At 66.8% G+C, this 24380-nt stretch carries 24 protein-coding genes and 2 riboswitches; of the genes, 17 read left to right on the top strand and 7 right to left on the bottom strand.

Annotated features, from left to right (window positions below; translation table 11 throughout):
* Positions 1 to 92 precede the first annotated feature (92 nt).
* The 4 genes from Q8Q53_RS06910 to Q8Q53_RS06895 all read right to left on the bottom strand — a co-directional run bounded on the left by Q8Q53_RS06910 (position 93) and on the right by Q8Q53_RS06895 (position 6550).
* Complete coding sequence (locus Q8Q53_RS06910) at positions 93 to 872, bottom strand: SDR family oxidoreductase (RefSeq protein WP_305701025.1); 780 nt, start codon at positions 870 to 872, stop codon at positions 93 to 95.
* On the bottom strand, positions 869 to 2209 hold the full coding sequence (locus Q8Q53_RS06905) for a DUF3999 family protein (protein WP_305701024.1): 1341 nt from the start codon (positions 2207 to 2209) through the stop codon (positions 869 to 871). The genes Q8Q53_RS06910 and Q8Q53_RS06905 overlap by 4 nt, the downstream gene beginning before the upstream one ends.
* Positions 2206 to 5058, bottom strand: a complete 2853-nt coding sequence (locus Q8Q53_RS06900; protein WP_305701023.1) for a DUF2339 domain-containing protein — start codon at positions 5056 to 5058, stop codon at positions 2206 to 2208. The genes Q8Q53_RS06905 and Q8Q53_RS06900 overlap by 4 nt, the downstream gene beginning before the upstream one ends.
* Before the next feature lie 70 nt (positions 5059 to 5128).
* Complete coding sequence (locus Q8Q53_RS06895) at positions 5129 to 6550, bottom strand: sigma-54 dependent transcriptional regulator (RefSeq protein ID WP_305701022.1); 1422 nt, start codon at positions 6548 to 6550, stop codon at positions 5129 to 5131.
* A gap of 174 nt (positions 6551 to 6724) precedes the next feature.
* Between Q8Q53_RS06895 and Q8Q53_RS06890 the strand changes: the two genes are divergently transcribed.
* From Q8Q53_RS06890 to Q8Q53_RS06810, 17 genes are all read left to right on the top strand, one after another.
* The gene (locus tag Q8Q53_RS06890) at positions 6725 to 6847 is read left to right on the top strand and encodes an aa3-type cytochrome c oxidase subunit IV (protein ID WP_305701021.1); all 123 of its coding nucleotides are present in this window, start codon (positions 6725 to 6727) and stop codon (positions 6845 to 6847) included.
* A gap of 20 nt (positions 6848 to 6867) precedes the next feature.
* Complete coding sequence (locus Q8Q53_RS06885) at positions 6868 to 7983, top strand: NAD(P) transhydrogenase subunit alpha (protein WP_305701020.1); 1116 nt, start codon at positions 6868 to 6870, stop codon at positions 7981 to 7983.
* Between the two features lie 119 nt (positions 7984 to 8102).
* On the top strand, positions 8103 to 8450 hold the full coding sequence (locus Q8Q53_RS06880) for an endonuclease domain-containing protein (RefSeq protein ID WP_371136525.1): 348 nt from the start codon (positions 8103 to 8105) through the stop codon (positions 8448 to 8450).
* 2 nt (positions 8451 to 8452) lie between these two features.
* Entirely contained in the window at positions 8453 to 8737 is a 285-nt protein-coding gene (locus Q8Q53_RS06875; protein WP_088308793.1) for an NAD(P) transhydrogenase subunit alpha, read from the top strand.
* Positions 8737 to 10251 (top strand): NAD(P)(+) transhydrogenase (Re/Si-specific) subunit beta, encoded by a 1515-nt coding sequence (locus Q8Q53_RS06870; RefSeq protein WP_305701018.1) that lies wholly within the window; start codon positions 8737 to 8739, stop codon positions 10249 to 10251. The genes Q8Q53_RS06875 and Q8Q53_RS06870 overlap by 1 nt, the downstream gene beginning before the upstream one ends.
* Positions 10251 to 10565 carry a hypothetical protein gene (locus Q8Q53_RS06865; RefSeq protein ID WP_305701017.1) on the top strand — a complete coding sequence of 105 codons (315 nt, stop codon included), beginning with the start codon at positions 10251 to 10253 and terminating at the stop codon, positions 10563 to 10565. The genes Q8Q53_RS06870 and Q8Q53_RS06865 overlap by 1 nt, the downstream gene beginning before the upstream one ends.
* A 67-nt stretch (positions 10566 to 10632) precedes the next feature.
* Positions 10633 to 11841 (top strand): parallel beta-helix domain-containing protein, encoded by a 1209-nt coding sequence (locus Q8Q53_RS06860; RefSeq protein ID WP_371136524.1) that lies wholly within the window; start codon positions 10633 to 10635, stop codon positions 11839 to 11841.
* Positions 11838 to 12824, top strand: a complete 987-nt coding sequence (locus tag Q8Q53_RS06855) for an SO2930 family diheme c-type cytochrome (RefSeq protein ID WP_305701016.1) — start codon at positions 11838 to 11840, stop codon at positions 12822 to 12824. Before Q8Q53_RS06860 ends, Q8Q53_RS06855 begins: the two co-directional genes overlap by 4 nt.
* Positions 12800 to 13783, top strand: coding sequence for an alpha/beta fold hydrolase (locus tag Q8Q53_RS06850; RefSeq protein WP_305701015.1), 984 nt, complete (start codon positions 12800 to 12802; stop codon positions 13781 to 13783). The genes Q8Q53_RS06855 and Q8Q53_RS06850 overlap by 25 nt, the downstream gene beginning before the upstream one ends.
* 71 nt (positions 13784 to 13854) lie before the next feature.
* A complete protein-coding gene (locus tag Q8Q53_RS06845; RefSeq protein WP_305701014.1) occupies positions 13855 to 14550 on the top strand; it encodes an aspartate/glutamate racemase family protein in 696 nt (231 codons plus the stop codon).
* A gap of 8 nt (positions 14551 to 14558) precedes the next feature.
* Positions 14559 to 15719: a deoxyguanosinetriphosphate triphosphohydrolase gene (locus Q8Q53_RS06840; RefSeq protein ID WP_305701013.1), complete on the top strand. Its 1161-nt coding sequence runs from the start codon at positions 14559 to 14561 to the stop codon at positions 15717 to 15719.
* Positions 15712 to 16389: an NAD(P)H-binding protein gene (locus tag Q8Q53_RS06835; protein ID WP_305701012.1), complete on the top strand. Its 678-nt coding sequence runs from the start codon at positions 15712 to 15714 to the stop codon at positions 16387 to 16389. Before Q8Q53_RS06840 ends, Q8Q53_RS06835 begins: the two co-directional genes overlap by 8 nt.
* Positions 16390 to 16617: 228 nt before the next feature.
* Positions 16618 to 16721, top strand: a riboswitch (glycine riboswitch).
* Positions 16722 to 16828: riboswitch (glycine riboswitch) on the top strand.
* Between the two features lie 51 nt (positions 16829 to 16879).
* The gene (gene gcvT / locus Q8Q53_RS06830) at positions 16880 to 18016 is read left to right on the top strand and encodes a glycine cleavage system aminomethyltransferase GcvT (protein WP_305701152.1); all 1137 of its coding nucleotides are present in this window, start codon (positions 16880 to 16882) and stop codon (positions 18014 to 18016) included.
* 11 nt (positions 18017 to 18027) lie between these two features.
* Positions 18028 to 18399, top strand: coding sequence for a glycine cleavage system protein GcvH (gene gcvH, locus Q8Q53_RS06825; protein ID WP_305701011.1), 372 nt, complete (start codon positions 18028 to 18030; stop codon positions 18397 to 18399).
* Between the two features lie 4 nt (positions 18400 to 18403).
* Complete coding sequence (gene gcvPA / locus Q8Q53_RS06820) at positions 18404 to 19762, top strand: aminomethyl-transferring glycine dehydrogenase subunit GcvPA (protein WP_305701010.1); 1359 nt, start codon at positions 18404 to 18406, stop codon at positions 19760 to 19762.
* Positions 19759 to 21315, top strand: coding sequence for an aminomethyl-transferring glycine dehydrogenase subunit GcvPB (gene gcvPB / locus Q8Q53_RS06815; protein ID WP_305701009.1), 1557 nt, complete (start codon positions 19759 to 19761; stop codon positions 21313 to 21315). The genes gcvPA and gcvPB overlap by 4 nt, the downstream gene beginning before the upstream one ends.
* A gap of 93 nt (positions 21316 to 21408) precedes the next feature.
* Positions 21409 to 21861, top strand: coding sequence for an ABA4-like family protein (locus Q8Q53_RS06810; RefSeq protein WP_305701008.1), 453 nt, complete (start codon positions 21409 to 21411; stop codon positions 21859 to 21861).
* 106 nt (positions 21862 to 21967) lie between these two features.
* Here Q8Q53_RS06810 and Q8Q53_RS06805 read toward each other — a convergent pair whose 3' ends face one another.
* The 3 genes from Q8Q53_RS06805 to Q8Q53_RS06795 form a co-directional block, all read right to left on the bottom strand.
* Positions 21968 to 23158, bottom strand: a complete 1191-nt coding sequence (locus tag Q8Q53_RS06805; protein WP_305701007.1) for a hypothetical protein — start codon at positions 23156 to 23158, stop codon at positions 21968 to 21970.
* A 102-nt stretch (positions 23159 to 23260) separates the two neighbouring features.
* Positions 23261 to 23392, bottom strand: coding sequence for an entericidin A/B family lipoprotein (locus Q8Q53_RS06800; protein ID WP_305701006.1), 132 nt, complete (start codon positions 23390 to 23392; stop codon positions 23261 to 23263).
* 73 nt (positions 23393 to 23465) lie between these two features.
* Positions 23466 to 24371, bottom strand: coding sequence for a DMT family transporter (locus Q8Q53_RS06795; protein ID WP_305701005.1), 906 nt, complete (start codon positions 24369 to 24371; stop codon positions 23466 to 23468).
* Between the last annotated feature and the right edge of the window lie 9 nt (positions 24372 to 24380).

Below are 24380 nucleotides of genomic sequence, written 5' to 3'. Positions count from 1 at the left end.
CCATATCCGTTCGTGTCGAGCGTAGTCGAGACACGCTTGCGCAACCGTGTCTCGACTGCGCTCGACACGAACGGCGGGGGTGGGGCTTCAGGTCAGCCCGGTGCGGCGGCCGATCCGGCCAGCAATCCGCCGTCGATATTGAATTCCGCGCCGGTCACGTAACCCGCCTCGTCCGAGGCGAGCAGCACCGCGATGGCTGCGACGTCCTGTGGCAGGCCGAACCGCTTGAGCGGGGTGTCGGCCACGAATGCGGCCATGCGCTCGGCCCGGTCCGGCCCGTCGCCCAGCATCGGCTCCCACATCTCGGTCAGGATCGCGGCGGGGTGGATGGAGTTGCAGCGGATTTGCCAGCCCTGCGCCGCGCAATAGAGCGCGACCGACTTGGTGTGATTGCGCACCGCTGCCTTGGAACTGGCATAAGCTGCCGCGCCCGGAATGCCGACCAGACCGGAGCGGGACGACACGTTGATGATCGCGCCCGCGCCCTTCACCTTCATCGCGCCGATGGCATAGCGGCAGCCCAGGAACGTGCCGTCGAGGTTGGTCGCGTGGACCGCGCGCCAATCGGCCAGACTGGCGTGTTCGGGATCATGCGGGCCGGGCGAATCCTCGAACCCCGTGATCCCGGCATTATTGACCACTACGTCGGCGACCGGAACGGCAGCGGCCAGCGCGGCCCAGCCCGCTTCGGAGCGGACGTCGAGCGGGATGAACCGGCAACCGATGTCTGCCGCTGCCGCTGCTCCGCCCACGCGATCAATGTCGGTCAGGACCACATCCGCCCCTTCCGCCGCGAAGGCCGCGCAGATCGCCTTGCCGATCCCGCGCGCGCCGCCGGTAACAATGCAGGTCTTGCCCGCCAACCGGGTCATGGCTGTTCCGGCGTCCGATTGCCGCGCGCCAGCCGGAAGGCCGCGAAGGCGAGGATCGCTGTGCCGAGCAGCAGCACGCCCCACAACGCCAGCTTGCGCAGGTCAAACGGGCTGTCGGGCTGCGGCGCGACGGCAATTGGCGCGGGCTTTTGCCCGGATACATCGACCCGCGCGATTGGCAGCGGGCCGGCCTTGCGCAGGGCTTCGGGCGCCAGATCGGCCGCGTCCAGATAGCGCGGTGCAGCGGCGCTGGCCCCGACCGCCAGCGTATAGGGCGGGGCGGCGTTGAACGCGGCGAGCACTTCAATCCGGTCCAGCAGCAGTTCCACGTTCGGCGCGGCGGAAAACCCGGCGCTGCGCGAGTCTGCGACGATCCGGTATTCGCGCCATGGCCCCGGCATCAGATCGATCACCGTGCCCGCGCTGTCCTGCCGCAGGGTCGCGGCAGCGAGCATCGTCCAGGGCTGTTCGGGGTTGGTGCGGGCAAACACTTCCACCGGCAGCACCCCGACCGGCCCGGCTTGCACCAGCCGGATCGCGGCCAGCGGCGCGGCGAACGGCACGGCGAAGCGGGCGTGATGGTCATCCACCAGCTGCAATCCGCGGCTGGCCACCACGGCGCGCGGCAGGGGGGCGGTGCGGGCGGTGGTGATCGTCACCCCCTGCAAGGCCGCGCCGCTGCCTGCGTCCCAGTCGGCCCGCAAGTAGCGGTCTCTCAGGCTGACGCCGGGCAGGGTCAGCACACTGCCCCCCAGACTGGGCGCGCCGGGGGCGGGGCTGAACAGCACGCGTTCGGCCAGCGGTTCCCAGCTTTTCAGGTCGGCGCTCGAACTCAGCCGGACAGTCGTCGCGCGCCGGTCTGCCAGCGTGACATTCAGCGCGATGCCTACAATCGGATCGGTCACCGCGCGGGTGTCGATCAGGCTGGCGCTGAGCGTTTCCTGCGCCTGCGCCTCGCCGCCGATGGTGACGACGCGCGCGGTGCCGTTGTCCTCGATCCGGATTGCTGCGCCGGGGGCGGTCAAGGCGCTTGCCGCGCCGCGCAGGGCGATCGCGCTGAGCGTGACCGAGCGCCGCTCCTCGTCCGCGCCGCCGCTGAGGGCGAGCGAGAGCGGCTTGCCGCGTCCGTCGAACACCCGCACGTCGCCCAGATCCGCGCGCTGGACCGCGATCAGCGCCTGTTCCGGCAGGATCACGCGCTGGACCGGGCCGCCTGCCGCCGGTTCCACCGTCAACCGCACCGCGAACTGATCCGGCCGGGTCGGGTCGGGCGGAGCGGCGCTGTCACACGCGGCGGCGGTGAGCGCCAGCAGGGCGATGGTCAGGCGGCGGATCATGCCGGTTGCTCCTGCGCTTCCCCGCCCTTGCGCGGGGGCAGGGGGACGAAATAGCCGATCGCCAGCATCAGTCCGCCCACGCCCATGAAGGCGATGATCCGGGCCAGCCCCTCGACCTTGGACATGTCGAGCAGCAGCAGCTTGACCACCACCGCTGCGAGCAAGGCCGCGCCGGTCAGCCACAGCACCCGCGCGCCGGTGCGCTTGGCGGCCAGCATCAGCGCCATCGCCAGCAGCGTCCACAGGATCGAGATACCGGTCTGGACCGTACCGTTCCCGGCCAGATCCTGCGGCGTCCAGGGGATATCCAGCCAGTGATGCGCGCTGCGCAGCCAGATTGCGTTGATCCAGCCGAACGCGATCAGTCCGGCCATGATGACCGGCGCATCGCCCAGCAGCGGTTTGGCCCCGGCGGGTGGGTGCGCGGCGCTGGCGACCATCCGCCGCCACAGCGCCAGCGCGGCCAGCGCCAGCGCGACCGACAGGTCGACCGGGTTGAGCAGCGGCAGGTAGGGCAGCGGATCGGTCACCCCTTGGGCCATGACAGCGGCAAATGCGGCCCCGGCCAGCGCCAGCACCGCCAGCGGCACCGCCGCGTTCCACCAATAGGCCGGCGCATTGGGATGCAGCGGCCAGCGTAAACCCTCCGTTTGTCCCAGCGCCAGCGCCAGCGGCGCGGCGCGTCCGGCCCAGCGGGTCAGTGCGGCCAGCACGGCGGTCACGCTGACGAGGAAGATCACCCCCGCCCACGAGGTATCCCACAGCCGCGCGCGGTCGATCCCCAGTTGCAGGCTTTCCGCCAGCATTGCCGCGAGCAGCCAGACGCCGCCGGCGTGGAGCGTCGAGCGGATGGTCGTCATGCCATGCCCGGTATCGCCGTCCTGCCGCTTCAACAGCCACCAGTGTCCGCCCAGCGCCAGCACCCAGCCCGCCAGATCGGGCAGGTACAGCACATGCCGCCCCAGCCCGACCGACACCAGGAAGCACACCCACAGCAGCGGCAGGCTGAGCCGCGCGGGCCAGGTCGCCACGGCCCAGTCCTTGCGCCGCCCGAACCAGTCCGCCAGCGCCATCGCGCCCAGCAGTGCCAGCATGGTCAGCAGCAGCTGCTCGTGCGGAGTAAAGACGAAGTTCGGGTAATCCTCGCTCGTCGGGGCGGGCAGCTTGCGGGTGACTTCGCGCACCAGTGCAATGGCGGCGAACAGGAATCCGGCGAGGAACCACGGCTTGCCCAGCAGCGCCTCGTCCCGCGTATAGCGCAGCGCCAGTCTTGAGCCGGAATGGGGTAGGGGGACACGCAGCCACCACGCGGTCAGCAGCAAGGCCGCTGCAACGATCACCGGGCCGACAAAACCATCGTGCCCGAACGGCCAGGCCGAGACGTTGCCGTCCAGCGTGGTCAGCACGATCAGCGCGGCGACGGCCTGAAGCGCCAGTCCGAACAGGCGCGGCATCCAGCGGGCCTGCCGCGCGCCGACCCAGAACGCGCCCGCGCCTTCCAGCGCCCAGGCGGCAGAGGTCCACCTGGCATCGAGCGCGAGCGGGATCGCCAGCGTCACGAACCCGACGCCAATCGCCAGCAGGCATTCGTTCAGCAGCTGCATCTCGCCGCGCCGCTTGCGCAGGGCGAACGCGGTGACCCCCAGATAGGCTGCGCCGAATGCCAGCGCGGAAAAGGCGCTGCCAAACTCGATATCCCTGACCAGCCCCACTTGCAGCCCGAACCCGGCCAGCGCCGGACCGAACAGCAGCGTCGAATCCGCCGCATTGCCCAGCTTGCCGGGGGTGTTGTGGGCATAGAGCAGCGCCATCGCGAGGTAGATCGCAATGGTCAGCGCGAGGAACAGCTGGCAAACCAGATAGTGCTGATCGCCATAGCTGGTCATGCCCCACAGTCCGGCCATCGTGAACGTGGCGAAGAACCCCAGCAGGTTGAGCGGCCGCCAGCTTTTCTTGCCTGCGATCACCAGAATCGCGAGGTTGAGCACGGTGATGTACGCGAACAGCGGCAGCGGCGTCTTGCTTTCCCCGCCCAGCAGGATCGGCACGGCAAAGCCGCCCAGGAACGCCGCCAGCGCCAGCGCCTGCGAATTTTGCAGGATCGCCAGCGCGCAGCCGAGCGCCGCGAACACGATCATGAAACCGAACGCGGCCAGCGGCGGCATCACATCATAGAGCCGCGCGGCGGCGAAGACGGTGAGGTACATCACCCCCACGCCCGCGCCTTGCAGCGAGAGGCCGAAACCGGGCTTTTCAATCCGTTTGCGAAACCCGAACGCCAGCAGCCCGGCGCCAATCGCGCCAACCGTCGCCAGCCGCGCTTCAATCGGGAAAAGGCCTGAGTTGGCGACCAGCCGGATGAGGAACGTCAGCCCGACGAACAGGATCACCAGCCCGACCCGGACAATGGTGTTGCCACCCAGCAGCCAGCCTTGCGCCTTGGCGAACAGTTCGCCCACCGGCAGCGTCGGGGCGGCGGTTGGTTCGATGGGAGCGGGCGACGCAGGCTCGGCCGCAACCGACTGGGCCGGAATGGGCCGGGCCGGAATGGGTTGGGGCGGTGACGGTGGTGCGGCTGGTTCTGCCACAGCGGCCGACGTGGATGCTTCCCACGGAGAGGCGGCGCGCGGCGTTACTGGGGATGGCGGCGCAGCGGGTTTTGCCAGTTCCACTCCGGCAAGTTCCAGTCCGGCGATCCGGCGTTCAACCTCGCGGGTGATCGCTTCTTGGACCGAGTGCTTCAGCCATGCGCCCATCGCCGCGCCCAGCAGGCCGCCGGTGATGATGCCGCCGAAGTCGTATTGACTGAAGCCCAGCAGGACCCCGGCGATCGTCGCCCACCAGATCATCACTGCCCCTCAAACGATTGAACCGGACAGCAATTTGGCACAAGTGGCGTGAAATGGAAGGGTGCGCCGCCTACGCCGCGTCGCCCATCCCCAACTCATTGAGTTTACGGTAAAGCGTCGATCGGCCGATCCCCAGCCGGCGCGCGACTTCGGTCATGCGGCCACGGTAATGGCCGATTGCCAGGCGGATCACGTCGGCCTCGATCTCTTCCAGCGGGCGCAGGTTGCCGTCGGGGGTATAGAGCATCACGCCCACGCCTTCCTGAAGCGGCGCATGGACTGCGGTGCCATCGCTGCCCAGCAGGTCAGACAGTTGCGGGAAATCGTCCGCCGTCAGCGCGTCGCCGTCGCAGAACACCGCCGCACGGAACAGCGCGGCCTGCAACTGGCGGACGTTGCCCGGCCAGTCATAGGCGCCCAGCAGCGCCAGCGCGCCATCGGTAATGCCCAGTGCGCGCAGCCCCGGTTGTTCACCGATCCGGGCGAGGAAATGGCGGGCCAGCGCGGGGATATCGCCGCTGCGTTCGCGCAAGGGGGGCAACTGGACTACGGTGCCGCTGATTGCGGCCAGCAGTTCTGGCAGGAACTGCCCGTCGGCGGCCATGTCTTTCAGCGGGATGTTGCTGGCCACGATCAGCCGCACATCAACCCGGAACGAATGGCGCGCGCCAATCGGCCGCACGTCGCCGCGCTGGATCGCTTCCAGCAGGCGCTGCTGGACGGTCGGCGGCAGACGGTCGATTTCATCGAGCGCCAGCGTGCCGCCGTCGGCGTGTTGCAGCGCGCCGACATGACGGTCGAACGCGCCTGCAAAAGCGCCCTTTTCATGTCCGAACAGGGCGCTTTCGACGGAATTTCCCGGAATTCCGCCCACATTGAACATCCGGAACGGTGCCTTGGCGCGCGGGCTGGCGGCCTGCATCGCGCGGATCAGCATTTCCTTGCCGGTGCCGCTTTCGCCCTCGATCAGGACCGGCGCATGGCTGCGCGCGGCCTTTGCGGCAACCGCCAGGGCGGTGCGGAACGTCGGGGCCGCGCCGATCATCGCGTCGAAATCGGGCGCGGACGACATCTTTTCGGTCAGTGGCTGCAATTCGTCGCGCGGGGCTTCGCGGGTGGTCGCGGCGCGCAGCGCCTGCATCAGCCGGTCCGGCGCGACCGGCTTGATCAGATAATCGCGCGCACCGGCCCGCATCGCCTCGACCGCCAGCAGCGGCGATGCGCTGGTGGTCAGCATCAGGATCGGCAGGGCGGGGCGGCGGCTTTTCAGTTCGGCAATCAGTTCGCAGGCGTCATCGCCCGGCACCCACTGGTCAAGGACGATCGCGGACAGTTGCATCCCCTGCCGGGTGCCCAGCGTGGCGATCGCGGTTTCCGAATCGCGCACGACCAGCGTCCGCCAGCCTTCACGCGCGGCCAGCGCGGTGATCAACCGGCTTTGCGCCGGTTCATCATCGATCAGCATCAGCAGGCGCTGTTCGAATTCCGCCATTGTCCTGTTCACGGCCCCCTTAAAGTGTCAGCCGCAATTAGCGCGTTTGGGTAAAGACCGGATTAAGGCAGCCGATTTCCTTCACATTGGCGGGGATTGCCGCTTGAGCCGCGCGGGAACGGACGATAGACGGGATGAACAGGCCCACGCGGCAATTTATGGGGAAAGAACACGATGGCTTCCGGTAACGACATGAAAGCGCACGCAGCAACTTACACAGGTTTTCTGGGTCTGGTGAAGTGGGGCTCGATCCTGACGGCGCTGGTCACCGTGCTGGTGGTTTACCTGATCGCCTGATGGACCAGGGGGGCGCCGCCATGCGGATCGCGGTCCTGAAGGAACGCGCAGCCGGGGAAACCCGCGTTTCGGCGACGCCCGAAACTGTCAAAAAGTTCATAGCCTTGGGGGCGGTCGTCGCGGTGGAAGCCGGGGCGGGTGAAGCCGCGTCGATTGCCGATGTGGACTATGCCGCCGCCGGGGCCGAAGTGACGGCGAATCCAGCCACCGGAGCGGACATCGTGCTGGGCGTGCAGGGGCCTGATCCCGCTGCCCTCGCCGGGGTCAATCCCGGCGCGTGGGTGGTCGCGGGGCTTGATCCGTTCGGCCAGCGCGCCCGCGTCGATGGCTATGCCGCCGCCGGGCTGGAAGCGCTGGCGATGGAATTCATGCCGCGCATTACCCGTGCGCAAAGCATGGACATCCTGTCCAGCCAGTCGAACCTGTCCGGGTACAAGGCGGTGATCGAGGCGGCGAATGTCTATGGCCGCGCCTTCCCGATGATGATGACGGCGGCTGGCACCGTCAGCGCGGCCAAGGCGTTCATCATGGGCGTGGGTGTCGCCGGACTTCAGGCCATCGCCACGGCGCGGCGCTTGGGCGCGCAAGTCTCTGCCACCGACGTGCGCAGCGCGACCAGGGAACAGATCCAGTCACTTGGCGCCAAGCCGATCTTCGTCGAAAGCGTCGCCGGGATCGAGGGTGAGGGCGCGGGCGGCTATGCCACGGAAATGTCAGAGGAATACCAGAAGGCCCAGGCCGAACTGGTCAGCAGCCACATCGCCAAGCAGGACATCGTCATCACCACTGCCTTGATTCCGGGGCGCGCCGCGCCGCGCCTGATCACCGACGCGCAGATCGCGACGATGAAACCCGGCAGCGTGATCTTCGATCTGGCCGCGCCCGCAGGCGGCAATGTCGAAGGCAGCAAGCCGGATGAGGTCGTGGTCAAGCACGGGGTGAAGATCATCGGTTATGCCAACACCCCCGCGAAACTGCCGGCCGATGCCTCGGCGCTGTTTTCCCGCAACCTCTATAACTTCCTGTCCGCGTTCTGGGACAAGGAGGCGGGTCGGCCCGTGCTGGACGAGGAAATCGGCAACGCGATCCGCCTGACGCACGGCGGCAAGGTTGTGAACGAAAGGCTGCTGGGTTGAGCGCAGGTAACGCTTTGCCTCCCCGGCACGGGGAGGGGGACCGCGCGCAGCGCGGTGGAGGGGGCCATCCTCCCGCTCAGCGCCCGGTTGTCGATCTCGCCCGCCGCCTGCGCAGCGAAATGACCGTTCCAGAACGGTTGCTCTGGCAAGCCTTGCGGCAGCGCCCCGCTGGTCTGAAGTTTCGCCGCCAGCATCCGATTGGCCCTTACGTGGCTGATTCTTGCTGTTTGTCGGCGCGTCTTGCGATTGAAGTGGACGGCATGGCCCATGACGCGGCCGTTCGTGCAGCGCGGGACGAAGTGCGCACCAAATTCATGAATGATAACGGGTTCAGGGTTTTGAGGGTTTCTGCCCAGCGTGTGCTGGCGGATGCAACGGCCACTGCCGAGGCAATCGCCGCGCTGGTGGCCAGCCCCCTCCACCGTCCTGCGGACGGTCCCCCTCCCCGTGCCGGGGAGGCAAACTAGGTATGGACTTCATCTCGATCCTGTCGATCTTCGTCATGGCCTGTTTCGTGGGCTATTACGTTGTCTGGTCGGTCACCCCGGCGCTGCACACTCCGCTGATGGCGGTGACGAATGCGATCTCATCCGTCATCGTGGTCGGCGCGCTGATTGCTGCCGCTGCCGCGGGTAGCGCTTCATCGAAGTGGCTGGGGCTGCTGGCGGTGGTGTTGGCCAGCGTGAACATCTTTGGCGGCTTTGCCGTGACGGCCCGCATGCTGGCGATGTACAAGAAGAAGGAGAAGAAGTGATGAGCTTCCCGCTCCTGTCTGCCGCTGCTGGTGCAGTGGCCGCCAATCCGCTGGCCATGCTGGCCTATCTGGCGTCCGGCGTGCTGTTCATCCTGGCGCTGCGCGGGCTGTCCAGCCCCAGCACCAGCCGCGCGGGCAACCGTTACGGCATGATTGGCATGACCATCGCGATGGTGACCACGTTGGTCACGCATTGGCCGGGCGGAAGTACTTGTGATCAGCTAGAGGCTTCTGGCGCGTTCGGTTTCTGCTCTGAAGAGTTTGTCCCAGATTGGATTTCGGCAGCAGAGATTCTGGCCGCAATTGGTTTGGGAGGAGCAATTGGCTGGATAATCGCCCGCCGGATCAAGATGACCGACATGCCGCAACTGGTTGCCGCATTTCACAGCCTGGTCGGCCTCGCCGCCGTGCTGGTCGGCTGGGCGGCTTACCTCAATCCCGAAGCGTTCGGGATTGTCGGCGCGGACGGAATGATCCATGCGGTCAGCCGCGTTGAACTGGGGCTGGGCATTGCCATCGGCGCGATCACGTTCTCCGGCTCGGTCATCGCGTTCCTGAAACTGGCGGGCAAGATGAGCGGCGCACCGATCATGCTGCCCGCGCGCCATGTCATCAATCTGGGCACGCTGGCAGGCATCATCGGCCTGACCGCTTGGTTCACGCAGGACCAGTCCCTGTGGGTGATCGCCACGATCACCGCGCTTGCCTTCATCATCGGGTTTCTGCTGATCATCCCGATTGGCGGTGCGGACATGCCGGTCGTGGTGTCGATGCTGAACAGCTATTCCGGCTGGGCGGCGGCGGCGATGGGCTTTACGCTGTCGAACACGGCGATGATCATCACCGGGGCGCTGGTCGGCTCGTCCGGCGCGATCCTGTCCTACATCATGTGCAAGGCGATGAACCGCAGCTTCATTTCGGTGATCGCAGGCGGGTTTGGGGCAGAAGCTGCGGCTGGCGGCGGTGAGGCACGCGAACAGCGGCCGTGGAAGCGCGGCAGCGCCGAAGACGCGGCCTATATGCTGGGCGAGGCCGAGAAGGTCATCATCATCCCCGGTTACGGGATGGCCGTTTCGCAGGCCCAGCATGCCTTGCGCGAAATGGGCGACCTGCTGAAGGCCAAGGGCGTGGAAGTGAAATACGCGATCCACCCCGTCGCGGGCCGCATGCCGGGGCACATGAACGTGCTGCTGGCCGAAGCCAACGTCCCCTATGACGAAGTGTTCGAGCTGGAAGACATCAATTCCGAATTCGCCACCGCCGACGTTGCCTTCATCATCGGCGCCAACGACGTGGTCAATCCGGCGGCGAAAACCGACAAGTCCAGCCCGATCTATGGGATGCCGGTGTTCGATGTCGACAAGGCCAAGCAGGTGTTCTTCATCAAGCGCAGCATGGGCGGGGTGGGCTATGCGGGCGTCGACAACGACGTGTTCTACATGGACCAGACCCTGATGCTGCTGGCCGATGCCAAGAAGATGGTCGAGGATATCAACAAGGGGCTGGCGCACTGATGCGCGGATTTGCGGTTCCGCTGGCTCTGGCCGCACTGGCGGCCTGTTCGCCGTCGAAGCTGGCCTATGGTCAGGTCAAAAGCGCGATGATGGATGCCGGCCTGTCGGAATCCAATTCGGCCTGCATGGCGGAACGGATGACCGACCGGCTCTCGCTGGGCCAGCTGCAAAAGCTGAAACAGCTGAAAGGCGAAAAGCGCGGGTTGATGGATTACGTCGCCGCCGTGCGCCGGGTGGGCGATACCGAGGCGGTCGAGGTGACCGCCAGCAGCGCCGCGCTTTGCGCCACCGGCCTCGCGCGCGAAAAGCGTTAGCCTTCCTCCTCCTTGGGGGTGGAAGTTGGAATTGACTTACACCGCTGTCAGTTCACAATCGCATTCCATGAGGATGTCCATAAAACTGATCGCCGCCGTTTCCGCGCTTGCGCTGACGGCCCCGCTCCATGCCAAGACGCTCAGCGTTGCTGCCGGGGACGGTGCGCAGACGCGGTTGCAGGAGGCGCTGATCCTGGCTGAGCCGGGCGACGTGGTCGAACTGGGGGCCGGACGGTTCGTGCTGACCGATGGGTTATCGCTCGACGTGGGCGGCGTGACGGTGCGCGGCGCGGGGATGGAAGCCACCGTGCTCGACTTTACCGGGCAGAAGGGCGCGGGCGAGGGCCTGCTGGTCACGTCCGACAACGTCACCTTGCGCGATTTCGCGGTGGAGAACACCCGCGGTGACGGGATCAAGTCCAAGGGCGCGGACAACATCGTCTATTACCGGATCCGCGTGGAATGGACCGGCGGGCCGCGCGAAACCAACGGCGCCTACGGGATCTATCCGGTCGAAAGCACCGGCGTGCTGGTCGATGGCTGCAAGGTGATCGGCGCATCGGATGCGGGCATCTATGTCGGGCAGAGCAAGGACATCACCGTCCGCTACAACATGGCCGAATACAACGTCGCCGGGATTGAGATCGAGAACAGCCGTCAAGCGTTGGTGACGGGCAACCTCGTCACCCGCAACACCGGCGGTATTCTGGTGTTCGATCTGCCCAACCTGCCGGTGATGAACGGCGGCCAGACGGTGATCGAGCACAACCTGGTGATCGCCAACGATACGCCGAACTTCGCGCCGAAGGGCAATATCGTTGCCGGGGTGCCGCGCGGGACGGGGGTGATGATCATGGCCAACGATACCGTGCTGGTGAAGGACAATACGCTGGTCGATAATTCGACCGGGCAGATCATGGTCGTCGCCTATCCCAACGCGTTCGATGACAAGCGCTATAACCCGTTCCCGCGCCGGGTGGTGATCGGGGTAAACCGGATCAGCGGCGGCGGCACCGATCCGGCGCTGCCGGGCGGGGCTCAGCTCAAGGCTGCGTTCGGCGGGGCGCTGCCGCCCGTGTTGTGGGACGGGCTGGGCGGCAAGGACGCGCTGGCGCTGGTCCCGCGTGGCCCCGTGCTGACGCTGAACCTGCCCGCGCAAGGGGCGGGGATGGACAAGGCCAATCCGGGCCTCGTCACGCCCGCCGATCCGGCGGAGCTGGTCATGCCCGGCCCGGTCGGCGCGCCCGCGGCGCTTGAGGCCCGGATCGCCCGGTGAGGGTATTGCTGGCGGCGGTATTGCTGGCCGGGGCGGCCGTGGCCGCCGCGCCGCAGGGGGGCAGGGTCAATCCGGCGGCGATCACGGCCACCGGGTTTCCCGCGACGCTGGGCGAATACGGTTTCTTCCGCGATCCCGCAGCGCAGGTTCCGGCGGCGGGCGTCACCCCTTATCGGGTGCAGACCCCGCTGTGGTCGGACGGGGCGGAAAAGCTGCGGTTCGTGTTCGTGCCTGCCGGGCAGAAGGCCAAAGCACAAGGTGATGGCCTGCTGGACCTGCCGGTCGGCTCTGCGCTGATCAAGACGTTCAAGCTGGACGGGCGGTTGATCGAAACCCGCGTGCTGCTGCACCGCGCGGACGGCTGGTTGGCGCTGCCCTATCAATGGAATGCGGAGCAGACCGAGGCGAAGCTGGTGCTGGCGGGCGCGCGGTTCCCGGCGAAAACCCCGGCGGGGCAGCCGATCAGCTATGCCATCCCGAACAAGAACCAGTGCAAGGAATGCCACGCCAGCAGCGGCGCGGTCGTGCCGCTGGGGCCAAAGGCGCGCAACCTGCCCGCCGCATGGCTGGCCGCGTTCCACAAGTCCGGGCGGCTGGATAGCGTGCCGCAAGTGACGCGCCGCGTGCCCTTGTGGGAGGCGCGCGCGAAAGTGTCGGTGGCCGATGCGGCGCGTGGGTATCTGGATGCCAATTGCGCGCATTGCCACAACCCGCGCGGGGCGGCGTCGAATTCCGGGTTGTTCCTCGATTGGGAACAGGCCGATCCGGTGGCGCTGGGGATTGGCAAACGCCCGGTTGCCGCAGGGCGCGGATCGGGCGGACTGGAGTTTGACATCGCGCCGGGCGATCCCGCTGCGTCGATCCTCTATCACCGCATGGCCAGTCTGGAAGGCGGGGTGTCGATGCCCGAAGTGGGGCGTGACAGCGTTGATCCCGATGGGTTAGCGGTCGTGGCGGAATGGATCAGGGGGATGAAACGGTGAAGACGGCGCTCAAGGTCTTTGGCTGGCTGCTGGCAGTGGCGCTGATCACGCTTTACGCCTTTCGCACGCCCGATACCGATCCGCGCGAAATGGCGGCGAAATATGGCGCGCCGCCGTCCAAATTCCTGCTGGTGGAGGGGAACCGCGCCGTCCACATCCGCGATGAAGGCCCGCGCGATGCGCCGGTGATCGTGCTGCTGCATGGCTCCAACGCCGATCTCCATACGTGGGAACCGTGGGTGCAGGCGCTGAAGGGGCGCTACCGCGTGATCCGCTATGACCAGTTCGGCCACGGACTGACCGGCCCGCATCCGCGCGGCGATTATACGCCCGCCGCCTTTGCCGAAACGCTGGGGCAGGTCGCGGACAAGCTGGGGCTGAAGCAGTTTACGCTCGCGGGCAATTCGATGGGCGGCGGGATCGCGCTGGCCTATGCGCTGAAGCATCCGGAGCGGCTCTCCGCGCTGGTGCTGGTCGATGCGGCGGGTGCGCCGGTGACGCAGAAATCGAAAGGCAACATCGGCTTCAAACTGGCCGGAACGCCCGGCGTCAGCTGGCTGATGGGGCAGGTCACCCCGCGCGGACTGGTGGAGCGCAGCTTGCGTCAGAGCGTGTCCAACCAGGCCGTCGTGACCGAGGCGATGATCGACCGCTATTGGGAGCTGCTGCGCTATCCCGGCAACCGGCAGGCCACCGCCATGCGCTTTGCCATGGCGCGCGTGCCTTATACCACCCAGCAACTGGCCGGACTGAAAATGCCGACGCTGGTGATCTGGGGAGAGGAGGACGCGCTGATCCCGCTGGCGGCGGGCAAGCTGTTTGCGCAGGCCATTCCGGGCGCCAAGCTGGTGGCCTATCCCGGCATCGGCCACCTGCCGCACGAGGAGGCGGCGGACCGCAGCGCGGCGGATCTGCAAGCCTTTCTTGCGGCGCAAGCGGTTGACGGCAAGGCCGGCTGAACTGGACGACGCGGTGCAGCTTCTCTAAGGCCGGTGGTGACGGGGGCTGACCCTCTGGGGAGAACTGCATCTTGCGCAAAATCGGCCTGATCGGCGGCATGTCCTGGCTGTCGACCCGCACGTATTACGAGCACATCAACAAGCTGGTGCAGGCCCGCGCCGGCCAGCGCCGCAGCGCGCCGCTGCTGATCGAAAGCCTCGACTATGAAGGGCTGTCGCGGCTGTCGGGCGGCGATGAATGGGCGCACGCGGCAGAAGTGCTGTCCGCATCGGCGCAGCGACTGGAAACCGCCGGGGCGACCGCGCTGCTGATCGGCGCGAATTCGATGCACAAGGTCTATGATCAGGTCGCTGCCAGCGTCGGCGTGCCGATCATCCACATCGCCGAATGCGTGGCGGCGCGGATGGCGGCGGACGGGGTGAAAAAGGCCGCCCTGATCGGCACCCGCAATGTGATGACCGAAAGCTTCTATCGCCAGAAACTGATCGCCCGCGATATCGAATTGCTGCCGCCGGAAATGCAGTTCGTCGATACGCTCGACCGGATCATTTACGATGAACTGCTGCTGGGCAAGGCGACCCGCCAGTCCGAACGGGAACTGAAAACGATCCTGACCAACCTCGATCAGGACGGGGCCGAAGCGGTCGTGCTGGGCTGCACCGAGCTGGAAATGGTGGTCGATGTCGATGCCAGCGTCCTGCCGGTCTATGATTGCACCCGGATCCACGCCGAAGCGGCGGTGGACTGGATCATGGGCGAAGGCTGAACGAACCGGTGACGCGCGCCCCCTTTGCCAGCGATCCGGCGCGCAGCCGGGGGCGGGAGTTCCCGCTCGAAGGCGCGCTCGCGCGCGGGCCGCGCAGCGATTACCAGCGCGACCGCGACCGGATCGTTCATTCGATCGCGTTCCGCCGCCTGCGCCACAAGACGCAGGTGTTCGTCGCGCCTGATGGCGATCATTACCGCGTTCGGCTGACCCACAGTCTGGAAGTCGCGCAGATCGGCCGGGTCATCGCCCGCGCGCTGGGGCTGGACGAGGATCTGACCGAGGCGCTCTGCCTCGCCCACGATATCGGCCACCCCCCGTTCGGCCATGCGGGCGAGGATGCGCTGGACGCGGCGCTGCAAAAGTTCGGCGGGTTCGATCACAACGCGATGTCGCTGCGCACGCTGATGCGGCTGGAAAGCCCCTATTGCGAGCATGAAGGCCTGAACCTGACCTGGGAACTGCTGGAAGGACTGGCCAAGCACAACGGCCCGGTCGGCATGGTCAACTGGGCGCTGGCCGAACTGGACGCGGCATTTCCGCTGGATCTGGCGCAGTGGTCCAGCCTTGAAGCGCAAGTCGCCGCGCTGGCGGACGACATTGCCTATGACAACCACGACATCGACGATGGCCTGCGCGCCGGGTTCCTTGAACTGGAAGAACTGCTCAGCCTCGATTTCGTCGGCGATCAATGGCGCGCGATCGAGCGCAAGTTTCCCCATGCCCCGCAGGACCGCCGCCTGCGCGAACTGGTGCGCAGCCAGATCGGCTGGATGGTCAACGACGTGATCGGTGAAACGGCGGCGCGCGCGCAGGGCATGGGCTCGGTCGATGACGTGCGCGGGGCCGGGCGGGCCACCGCCGCATTTTCGGCCGCGCTGGCGGACCAGGAACGCACGCTCAAGCGGTTCATGTATGCGCGGCTCTACCATCACCCGCAGCAGCTCCAGACGGCGGAGCGCGCCCGTGCGGTGACGGCGGAACTGTACGCCGCCTATGCGCAGGACCCCGCGCTGATGGAGCCGGGCTGGACCGCGCGGATGCCCGCGCAGGAACCGGAACGCAGCCGTCATATCGCGGACTTCATCGCCGGGATGACCGATCGCTACGCCATTTCCGCCCACGCGCGGATCTATGGCCACACGCCGGAGGGGTTGAGCAATGTCTAAGCCGGTTCGTATTGCGCTGGTCGGCGCGTCTGGCCTGATCGGGACCAGTCTGATCAAGCTGGCAGTGGGCCGCAGCGACATTCGCGTGATCGCCATCGCGCGGCGGGAAATCCCGCTGCCGCCGGGTGCGCGGATGGAAGTGCTGGTGGCCGATCCGGCCAACTGGGGCGATGCGATTGCCGCTGCCAATGCCGATGTGCTGGTCTGCGCACTCGGCACCACGTGGAAGGCGGCGGGCAAGGATGAGGCCGTGTTCCGCAGCGTTGACCAGCAGCTGGTGGTGGCCTGCGGGAAAGCGGCGAAAGAGTCGGGCATCCGGCAGATGATCGCGGTCTCTTCGGTCGGCGCGGATGCGGGCGCGAAGAACTTTTACTTGCGGGTGAAGGGCGAAACCGAACAGGCGCTGGGCAAGCTGGGCCTGACCCGGCTCGACGTCCTGCGCCCCGGCCTGCTGCGCGGCGCCCGCACGGAAATGCGCCCGGCCGAACGGGTCGGGATGATCCTCAGCCCGCTGGCCGACCTGCTGATGCAGGGCCAGTATCGCAAATACCGCTCGGTCAAGTCGGCGACAATGGCCCGCGCGATTGTCGGCCTGACGCGGGAGAAGGCGGCGGGGCGGTTCGTGTTCGAACACGATGCAATCCTGCGGGCAGCGCGCAAGGCGGATTGATTTTTTGGGTTCGCGCAGAGTTCGCAGAGGGCGCAGAGATGAAGCGCAATCGGCGACGCAGCTGATTGCGCCGCCTGCCGCGCGAACTGCTCGGCGGTGAAAGGTTCAGCCTGCGGCGCTCACACAGTCTCTGCGTCCTTTGCGAACTCTGCGCGAACCCAAAATCCCCCAAAAGCAAAATGCCCCCCGTTGACTTCGCACCTGCACAACGTCATTCCAACCCCAGTCGCTGATCGCGCGGGAGAGTTCTTGTGATTCGGGTAACTGGGTCACGGGACGCCGAAGGAGCAACCGCCCCGGAATCTCTCAGGCCAATGGACCGCGTGGGTCGATAGCGACGCTCTGGAAAGTGCTCATGCCGCATTCGGCAGGGCCGCCGAAGGGGTAACCTGGCAATTGCCGGGGAAAGCTCTCAGGTTTCCGTGACAGAGGGGGCACCGCAAGGTGCCACAGCTGTACGGGAATTTTATTAGTGAGCGATACTTACGAAATTAATGGGCAAGATACTGGCGCGGACGAGGCGGAAGCCCCCGTTACCGAGGTTCTGCCGCTCGACGCCTGGCACCGCGCACGCGGCGGCCGGATGGTCGAATTCGCGGGCTACTGGATGCCGGTCCAGTACGAAGGGATCATCGCCGAACACACCTGGACCCGCGAAAGCGCCGGGCTGTTCGATGTCTCCCACATGGGCCAGCTGTTCATTTCGGGTGAGGGCGTCGAGGCTGCACTCGAAGCCGTGTTGCCGATCGATCTTGCCACCCTGAAGCCCTATGGCCCGCGCTATTCGCTGCTGCTGGATGACGAGGGCGGGATCCTTGATGACCTGATGGTCACCCGCTGGACCGAGGGGTTCTACCTCGTGGTCAACGGCGCGACCAAGTGGGACGACCTCGGCCACTTGCGTGAGGCGCTGCCCGATGCCGTGACGATCAACCACCTTGAGGATTCGGCACTGCTGGCCTTGCAGGGGCCACTGGCCTTCGCCGCGCTGGACCGGGTGGTCAGCGGCGAATACCCGCTCTCCGCCCTGACGTTCATGAAGGGCGGCCAGTTCAAGCTGGCCGGGGTCGATGCGTGGATCAGCCGTTCCGGCTACACCGGCGAGGACGGCTTCGAGATTTCCATTCCAGCCGAGGCCGCCGCCGCCGTGGCCGACCTGCTGCGCGCCCAGCCGGAAGTGAAGCCCATTGGTCTGGGCGCGCGGGATTCGCTGCGGCTGGAGGCGGGGCTGCCGCTGTACGGGCATGACCTTTCGCCGGAAACCAGCCCGGTCGAGGCTGACCTGACGTTCGGGATCAACAAGCGCCGCCGCGCCGAAGGCGGCTTCCCCGGCGCGACGCGCATTCTGGCCGAACTGGCGAACGGCGCGCCGCGCAAGCGGGTGGGCCTCAAGCTCGAAGGGCGGCAGGCTGCGCGCGAAGGCGCGCTGGTTTTTGCAGGAAATGAACAGGTTGGCGTTCTGACTTCAGGCGGGTTCTCACCCACGCTGAACCACCCCATCGCCATGGCCTATGTCACCGCCGCGCAGGCTGCCCCCGGCACTGCGCTTGAAATCGAACTGCGCGGCAAGCGCCTGCCCGCCGTGGTGGTGCCCATGCCGTTTGTCCCCCACCGCTATCATCGTTGAGGAGTTTTCCGATGCCCCGTTATTTCACGCAAGACCACGAATGGATCGAAGTCGACGGCGATACTGGCACCGTCGGGATTACCGACTATGCGCAAGGGCAGCTGGGTGACATCACCTATGTCGACCTGCCCGAAGTGGGCGCGGTGCTGAAGAAGGGCGATGCGCCCTGCGTGGTCGACAGCGTCAAGGCCGCCAGCGACGTCTATGCGCCGGTCAGCGGCACTGTCACCGACGTCAACGAAGCGCTGGGTGACGAGCCGGAACTGGTCAACACCGATCCCGAAACCGGCGGCTGGCTGTTCCGCGTGAAGCTGGCCGATGCGGGCGAACTGGACGGCATGATGGATCAGGCGGCTTACGACGCCTACGTCGCGGGGCTGTAAGGCGATGCGCTATCTTCCCCTCTCTCTGGCCGACCGGGCCGAGATGCTGGGCGTGATCGGTGCGGGCAGTGTCGATGACCTGTTCGTCGATGTGCCCGCCGCCGCGCGCCTGCCGGGGCCGGTCGCCGGTCTGCCGCACCACGCCAGCGAAATGGCCGTCGAACGCCACATGACTGCGCTCGCTGCGCAGAACCTGTCGGCCGGGGCTGCGCCGTTCTTCCTGGGGGCGGGGGCATACCGCCACCACGTGCCCGCCAGCGTCGATCACCTGATCCAGCGCGGCGAGTTTCTGACCGCCTACACCCCCTACCAGCCGGAAATCGCGCAAGGCACGCTGCAAGTGCTGTTCGAGTTTCAGACCCAGGTCGCGCGGCTGCTGGGCACGGATGTGGCCAATGCCTCGATGTACGATGGCTCGACCGCGTGCTGGGAAGCAATTGCGATGGCGGCGCGGATCACGCGGCGCAAGAAGGCGGTGCTGTCGGGCGGGCTGCATCCGCACTACGTCAGCACGGCGGCGACGATGGCGCGCTTTACCGGCGATGTGCTGGATACCCGCGCGCCGATGCTGGATGCTGTGCCCGATGACGCCGCGACGATTGCCGCGATTGACGCCGAGACGTCGTGCGTGGTGGTGCAGTACCCCGACATTCTGGGCCGCATCCCCGATCTGAAGAAGATCGCCGCCGCCGCGCAGGCGCATGGCGCGCTGATGATCGCGGTCGTGACCGAGCCGGTCGCGCTGGGGCTGATCGAAGCGCCGGGCAAGCTGGGCGCGGACATCGTGGTGGGTGAAGGGCAGGCGCTGGGCGTCGGCCTGCAATTCGGCGGGCCGTATCTCGGCCTGTTCGGCTGCCGCGAAAAGTATGTCCGGCAGATGCCGGGCCGGCTGTGCGGACAGACCGTGGACGCCACCGGCAAGCGCGGGTTCGTGCTGACGCTTTCGACCCGTGAACAGCATATCCGGCGGGAAAAGGCGACCAGCAATATCTGCACGAATGCAGGACTTTGCGCGCTGGCTTTCAGCATTCACATGACCTTGCTGGGCGGGGCAGGGCTGGCGCAGCTCGCCCGCGTCAACCATGCCCGCGCGCAGCAACTGGCCACGCGGCTGGCGGCAGTGCCGGGGGTGACCGTGCTCAACCGTGCCTACTTCAACGAGTTCACGGTGATCCTGCCGCGCGATGCGCGCGACGTGGTGCGTGAACTGGCTGATCTGCGCGTGCTGGGCGGGGTGTCGCTGGGGCGGCTCTATCCGCATGAAGCGGCGCTGGCGAATGGCCTGCTCGTCACCGCGACCGAACTGACTTCGCCCGAAGATATTGAAGCCCTCGGCAAGGCCCTTGAAGGAGTGCTGGCATGAACGCGCCCAATCCCTCTGGCTGGCGTCCCGCGATGGGCGTAGCCGCGCCCGACGGGTTCGAAAGCCCCACGGTCAGCGGCGACCGCGCGCTGATGCTGGAAGAACCGCTGATCTTCGAACTGCGGCAGCCCGGCACCACCGGGGTCGATATCGATGATCTGGGGCTGGAACCGCTGGACGCGCTGGCCGGGTTCCTGCGCGCCGAAGCGCCCGCGCTGCCCGGTCTGACCGAACCGGAAACGGTGCGGCACTATACCCGCCTGTCACGGCAGAACTATGCCATCGATCTGGGGCCGTTCCCGCTGGGTTCGTGCACCATGAAGCACAATCCGCGCCTGAACGAAAAGCTGGCCCGCCTGCCGGGCTTTGCCGACGTCCACCCGCTCCAGCCGCAGCAGACAGTGCGCGGGGCGCTGGCTGCGATCAACGAGTTGGCGGTGTGGCTGATTGAGCTGACCGGCATGCACGGCGTCGCGATGTCGCCCAAGGCGGGCGCGCATGGGGAACTGTGCGGCCTCTTGTGCATCAAGGCCGCGATCGAGGCGCGGGGCGAGGACCGCTCGGTCATCCTCGTGCCCGAAAGCGCGCATGGCACCAATCCGGCGACGGCGGCGTTTGCGGGGTTCAGCGTGGAAAGCATTCCAGCCACCGCCGATGGCCGGGTCGATCTGGCCGCGCTGACCGCGAAGCTGGGGCCGCACGTGGCGGGGGTGATGATCACCAATCCCAACACCTGCGGGCTGTTCGAGCGGGACATGAAGGCGATTTCCGACGCGGTTCATGCTGCGGGCGGCTACGTCTATTGCGACGGGGCGAACTTCAACGCCATCGTCGGCAAGGTCCGCCCCGGCGACCTTGGCATCGATGCGATGCACATCAACCTGCACAAGACGTTCTCCACCCCGCATGGCGGCGGCGGTCCGGGTTCAGGGCCGGTCGTGCTGTCGCAGGCGCTGGCCCCGTTCGGCCCGCTGCCGTGGACCGCGCGGATGGCCGACGGCACCGTGCGGCTGATCGAGGAGGAAGACGCCGCTACCGAAATGCCGACCAGCTTTGGCCGGATGGCGGCGTTCCACGGGCAGATGGGGATGTTCACCCGCGCGCTGACCTATATCCTCAGCCATGGCGCGGACGGGCTGCGGCAGGTGGCGGAAGACGCGGTGCTGAACGCCAACTACGTCCTGCGCAGTCTGGACGACGTGCTTGAAGCACCGTTCGGCGCGGCTGGCCCGTGCATGCACGAGGCGCTGTTCAGCGATGCAGGGCTGGCCGAGGGCTTCTCGACGCTGGATATCGCCAAGGGGCTGATCGACGAAGGGTTCCACCCGATGACGGTCTATTTCCCGCTGGTCGTCCACGGCGCGATGCTGATCGAGCCGACCGAGACGGAAAGCAAGGCGGGCCTTGACCGTTTCATCGCGTCGATGCGCAGTCTGGCGAGCCGCGCCAAGGCGGGCGACGAAACGCTGAAAAGCGCGCCGCACTTCGCCCCGCGCCGGCGGCTGGATGAAACGCTGGCCGCGCGCAAGCCGGTGCTGACCTGGCAGGGGTAAATACTTGACCCCGCCGCCGCGCGGGTAAACAAAGGACAGGGCGATCCGGCGCGGCTGGGTCGCCCTGATCCGTTTTCCGGGGGAATTTCAGCGATGTGGCCCGTTCTTTTCAGCCTGACCAATATCCTGGCGCTGCTGGGCTGGGTGCTGCTGATCTTTTTCCCGCGCAAACCGCTGACGCACAGCGCGGTGCTCTATCTGGGCGTGGCGTTGCTGTGCCTGATCTATGCCGTGTGCTTTGCGCTGTTCCTGACCGGCAGTGTCGATGCGGGCGCACTGCCCGGCGCAGGCGAGCCGGGGGCGACCTCGATCGAAGGCGTGCGCGCCCTGTTCATGAGCGATGGCGGCGTGGTGATCGGATGGACGCATTACCTTGCGTTCGACCTGTTCACCGGCCTGTGGATCGCGCGTGATGCCGATGCCAAGCAGTTCAGCCGCGTGTGGCAGGCGCCGTTCCTGCTGGCGACCTTCCTGGCCGGGCCGGTTGGCCTGCTGGGCTGGCTGATCGTGCGCGAACGGGCCGCGCGCAAGATCGGGCGGGGCTAGCGCCCGAACCGATAACTGCCGTCCGTGTCGAGCGTAGTCGAGACACGCAAGCAAAACGCAACGTGTCTCGACTACGCTCGACACGAACGGGGCTTGGGTCGTTGGTTCAGTCCTCGGTCTTGGGCGCTTCGTAATTGTCCGGGGTCAGGTCCATCACCTCAATCCGGGGCGTCGCTTCGCGGCGGCGGATGCGGGTGCCGGTCTGGTCTTCGGCGATCCGCGCGGTCTGGGTGTAGCGTTCGACCATGTAGAACCCCGGCGCGCTGTCACCGTTCTGCTTCAGCGGGGCATAGATGCGCTTGGCGATGTTCCTGGTCACCGGCTTCAGCCAGGATTGCTCGCCCGATTTGCGCAGCACATCGACATCGCTGACCTTGCCGTCCGCGCTGATCCAGAAGCCGATGTCGGCCCATTGCCCGCGGTTCTGGATCGCGGTGATCTGGTTCAGGGTGTTCAGCCCGCTCATGGTGCCGGGAAAGTCCTGGTCGCTGAGCGCGCGTTCCAGCGGCTCGGCAAACAGCAGCACCGGCCGGGTTACGCCGCCGCGCTGGGCAAAGCGCCTGATCAGCGCGTCGGTGGAAGCGGTGTCGCCTGCCTTGCGATCTGCCTTGGCGCGCAGCACTTCGGCGGCGAGGGCAAACTCGTCACCCCCCGGCAGCGGCTGGTCGATCAGCTGGCCGAGTTCGCGGCCCAGCCGTTCGCGCAAGTAAGCGTTGGTCGGTTCAGCGTCATAGGCAACCTGGGTGAGCAGCGCCTTGCGCAGTCGGGCGAAGCTGGCGACGCGGTTCTGGCCCAGTTTCAGGGCTTTCTTCTCCACCTCGCCATAGATCCGCTCCGCGTCCTTGGCGAAGCCCAGCTTGGCCCGGCTGTCACCGACTTCGATCTGGGCGACCAGCGTGCGGAAGTCGTCCGCGCCGACGCCCTTTTTCAGGGTGTCGCGCATTTCCAGCACGGATAGCTGGAAATCCTTGGCCTCACCCACGTGCTCCGCGATCCGGCTGTTTGCGCGTAGCAGGTCTGACACCGGGACCGGATAGGCCTTGCCGTGCTGGCGGTTCCTGCCGAGCGAGGCTTTCAGCGTGGTGCGGCTATCCTTGTAATTGCCGGCGACGAACAGATTCTCGGCGTGGGCGAGCGAGGCGGCCACGTCCTGATCGGGCGAGCATTGCCGCTTGATGCAGTCTTTCAGCTCCGCTTCGGTCTGCGACAACGGCTTGCCGGTGACGACGATCTCCTGCGCCAGTGCGGGCGCAGCGAGGCCCAGCGCGGCGGTGCAGATCAGCAGGGTTCGGCGCATCGGAAAGCTCCCGTCGGTCAATTAAGACGGTGCCATACAACGGGATAACACCGCTGCATCCCGCTATCGACCGATGCGCGATACGATCCGCCGAACCGTGGCTCAGCGGACCGCGCGGTCGCCCGCTTCGCCGACCGATTCAATATCGCGGCCAAGCCCCTTCACGGTATTGCAGGCGGTGGCGGTCAAGACGACGCCGGTCAGGGCCAGGGTGGTCAGCAGTTTGCGAATCATGGGATTTTCCTCTGGTGCGACCCGAAGGCCATGCCGGTCTAGCGCTGCTGCATGAACCGGAGGAGAACCGCCGTCATTCGCCTGCGCTGGCGGTGGCGGGCGGGGTGCGCTGGTTGAGGCGGTGTTCGCGCCAGACGATCACCGCCCCGGCGGCGATAATCGCCGGTGCGCCGAGCCAGGTGGCGGCGGGCGGGAGCTGCTCCCACACCAGCCAGCCATAGAGCGTGGCCCAGATCAGCGCGGTGTAATCCATCACGATCACCGTCGCCACCTGACCATAGCGCAGCGACGCGGTCAGCAGCAGTTGCCCGATGCAGCCCAGCACCCCGCACGACAGCAGCAGAAACCACTGCCAGGGGGTGTGCGCGCTGATCACGAACGGCAGGATCAGCGCCAGGATCGGGCTGGACAGCGCCGCGAACCAGAACACGATCGAGATGGATTCCTCGGTCCGCCCCAGATCGCGCACCTGGATCGAGATCAGCGCTACCATGAACCCCGCGCCCAGGCCCACGAACGCCCCGAACGCGGGAATATGCGATTGCCCCGGCTGGGCGATGATGAGGACCCCGGCAAAGCCCAGCGCCACGGCCAGCCAGCGCACCGGACCGACCTTTTCGCGCAGGACGAGGGCTGACAGGATCACCGCGAAGATCGGTGTGGTGAAACCCAGCGTGGTCGATTCGGCCAGTGGCAGCAGGATCGGCGCGCCGAACGTGAAGCACATGCCAGTCAGCCCCAGAAACGCCCGGCGGGCATGGATCGGCAAGCGCCGGGTGCGCAGGCGGCTGATTTGTCCGCGCAGCGCCAGCCAGCCCAGGATCAGGATCACTGTCGGCGCTTGCCGCCAGAACAGGATTTCGGCAAAGGCGACGCCGCTTTCCGCGGTGTATTTGACCAGCATTATCAGGGTTGTCAGCACCGCCGTCGCCAGCAGGCGCAGGAACAAGGCAAGGAACGGACGCTGGACAGGCTGCACCGTTTTGCC

Source organism: Novosphingobium sp. (assembly GCF_030699305.1).
Classification (GTDB): Bacteria; Pseudomonadota; Alphaproteobacteria; order Sphingomonadales; family Sphingomonadaceae; genus Novosphingobium.
Note: the sequence above shows the minus strand (reverse complement) of the source record. Positions and strands in the feature narration are given on the sequence as shown.